Origin of the sequence: Streptomyces sp. NRRL F-2664 (assembly GCF_000719345.1) — a bacterium.
GTDB lineage: Bacteria > Actinomycetota > Actinomycetes > Streptomycetales > Streptomycetaceae > Streptomyces.
Genome location: NZ_JOFX01000159.1, coordinates 1 through 2,559 on the forward strand (window position 1 = coordinate 1; position 2,559 = coordinate 2,559).

At 69.4% G+C, this 2,559-nt stretch carries 3 protein-coding genes; 1 reads left to right on the forward strand and 2 read right to left on the reverse strand.

The features are described from left to right. Nucleotides 1-140: 140 nt before the first annotated feature. Nucleotides 141-365 carry a hypothetical protein gene (locus IF89_RS46680; RefSeq protein ID WP_158718114.1) on the reverse strand — a complete coding sequence of 75 codons (225 nt, stop codon included), beginning with the start codon at nt 363-365 and terminating at the stop codon, nt 141-143. Between the two features lie 432 nt (nt 366-797). After that, nucleotides 798-1,187: a hypothetical protein gene (locus IF89_RS46685; protein WP_158718115.1), complete on the reverse strand. Its 390-nt coding sequence runs from the start codon at nt 1,185-1,187 to the stop codon at nt 798-800. 1,153 nt (nt 1,188-2,340) lie between these two features. On the opposite strand from IF89_RS46685, the gene IF89_RS45475 reads away from it, so the two are divergent. Further along, nucleotides 2,341-2,559 (forward strand): hypothetical protein (locus tag IF89_RS45475; RefSeq protein ID WP_158718116.1); only part of this gene is annotated, 219 nt, incomplete at its 3' end.

Genomic DNA, 2,559 nt, shown 5'->3' on the forward strand with positions numbered 1-2,559 from the left:
CATCGCCCATCGAGTAGCAGCCGTGGAAGTAGCGGATGCCGTGGGTGCGGCGGCAGGTGGCCGGCAGCCGGTCCGGTTTGCTCTCTTCGGCCCAGCTGGCTGCCGGCCCCGCCGGACGCCTTCGCCTGGCTGCAACCCCATCAGGAGAAGCCCGGCCCCAAGGGCGCCCGCGGGGCGGGCAGGTCCCCGGCCGGGGCGGCGGCGATCGGGAGGCTGAAACCGGTGCCCCGGTGCCTGCCGGAGAACACCGAAGTGCCCTCGCTCTTCCAGTCCCATGCGGTCGCCAGCTTGCCGTCGATGCACACAACTCTTCCGGCGGAGGCCTCCGCCGGTCGGACATGCCCGGTCAAGACCTTTCCCACCACGGGAAGCAGTGTGCTCCAGCGGCGTGGGACAGCCGCCTGGGAGACCCCGAAGAGTCCGGCCGCCGCTTCCTGGACAGGATTCTGCCGCAGCAGGAACAGCACCAGTACCGCCGGCTTGTACAAGCCCAGCACCCGCAGCCGCTCAGGAGACGGGCCGTCCGGCACGGCCCGCAGTCCGGCACGGACACCGGCCCCCAGCGCATCCGGTCGATCTGCCTCCAGCCCTGTCGTAACGTTCCAGCCCAACGGCCCTGCCCCGGTAGAGATCTGACGTCGTCGCAAACGTCACGCTACCGAGCAGGGCCGCTTCCATGATCAACGAAGATCAGCCCGAGAACCCCGTGAATAGGCCTCCTGGCTTCTGCGTGTGCGCGATGTCAGATGTGCCGCTTATGGCTCGCCCACCTCTGCCGTGCCACCGGGATGACCGGATCATCCTTGCCCTTGAAATCCATTGAGTGCAGTCGAATTATTTTCGACGTCCACTCTGCAAATCGGCTTCGGGCCTGCGAGTGCTTCACACGTCCCCGTTGACAGATCTATCGCGACATTGATCCCGGTTGCATTCAAATATGCTCGAGCTGAAGGCGTTTCGGGGGTTGCCTTGATTGTTGCACCAGGCTTGAGCGAGCCGCTCTTGTCGTTCAGGGTGCAGTTTTGGCAGACAACGCCGAAAACAGTTCCGGTGTTATTTGTGATGGCGTAAGGCGTATTACCGCGGGCCCCGCCTGCGGCGTTTGCAGCGGGGGCGGCCGCTGCACCAACGGCCGTGAGGCAGAGGAGCGCAGTGGCAGTTGCCAGCAGGGAACGTACAGCATGCATGAGATTTCCTCTTCTTCTGAGCGGGAGAAGCCGGATGCAAGGAAGGAAGCAGCAGTCCTGCATCTACTGGTGGAGTCCACGGCAGTCGTCGTGCAGGAGGGCCGTCAATTGTACCGGATCGCCTTTGCATAAGCCGACCCTGCCGGGCCGGACGTTGAGGCACTGAGGCCCATTCACGGGGCTCCCCAGCCTTTCTTGCAGAAGGCGAGGGCGGTGACGGTCTTGGCGACGGGGGTGCAGCGGGCCAGGGGGCCGCGGCAGCAGGCGGCGAAGACCTTCCAGCCCCTTCAGGTGCGCCATGGCCCGTCCGGCTCCGGCCCGGAGCATGCTGACGGAGCGGTTGGCCGCCCTGCCTCCTGCGGACCGCTCCCGGCCGGGCGGCTTGCGCCTCGGTGTGAGCAGGCCGGAGCCGGCGCAACCCGGACCGCCCACGCCCTCGCGTCCGGCGAAGGCCCCGGGAAGGCCGTCGGCGCCAGGCGCACACGCCGCGCCGGCCGCCGGGTTACCGGAGCAGAGACCGCGCGCAGGCCCCCGGCGAGGGATGGCGGCGGCCTGCCTGAACCCGGTGCCGCGGCGCCTGCCGGAGAACACCGCCGTGCCCTCGCCCGCCCGCCCCCACGCCGCCCGCATCGACGGGGGCTCGTTGCCGTCTGCACCCGCGCTCGGGGTGTGAACCTGAGCGGCTCCCCAGGCGCCCGCGGCAAGCGCTCCTGAGCTGTCGGCACGCGGGAGAGCTGTTGAGGAACTCCTGCTGCCACCTGAGCAGCAACCCGCCTCGGCTCCTTCCTGCCCTCAGCCGATCACGCCCCAACGCCCGGCGCCAGGTGACGCGGTGCTCCCCCATCAGCCGCAGGGCGATGCTGTCATCGCCACCGGTCCGGACGGCTGCCTCATACGGCGCAGGGGCCGGTCGGAGGAGGGACAGCCCCCCCCGGGGTTTGTTCTCCTGGACAGGACATCTGACCGAAATTCGCTGTCTCCCCGGGGTTGATCCGTGCCTTCCACTCGTTCCTCTTTGCCCCCTGCTTCTGCCCGTCGGATCCGCCGTGGCGGGGTGGCAGGCCTCCTTGCTCTGGCCGCTGCCGGAACTGTCGCCGGGGAAAGCGCAGGCGAGGCATTCGCTGCTCCCGGCTCCCGCACCGCCGCTGCTGGGGTGCCCGGCACCTCCGGCACCGTGTCCGGCGTGTTCGCCCCCGGCGAGGACGCCGGCGGCGCAGTGGACGCGCGGACCGGCCGCTACGCCCTGGAGGTGCCGCTCCTGGCGACGGCGGGCCGTGGGGAGGCGGGGTTTGCGCTGGCTCTGTCGTATGACCAGGAGTTGTCGGGTCTGGGGGTGGACCGGCAGGGCCTGGGCGCGGGCATGGGTTTGGGC

What these genes read in the sequence shown, in the direction of transcription:
- IF89_RS46685 (WP_158718115.1), bottom strand. Translation starts at nt 1,187, where the DNA reads ATGCATGCTGTACGTTCCCTGCTGGCAACTGCCACTGCGCTCCTCTGC.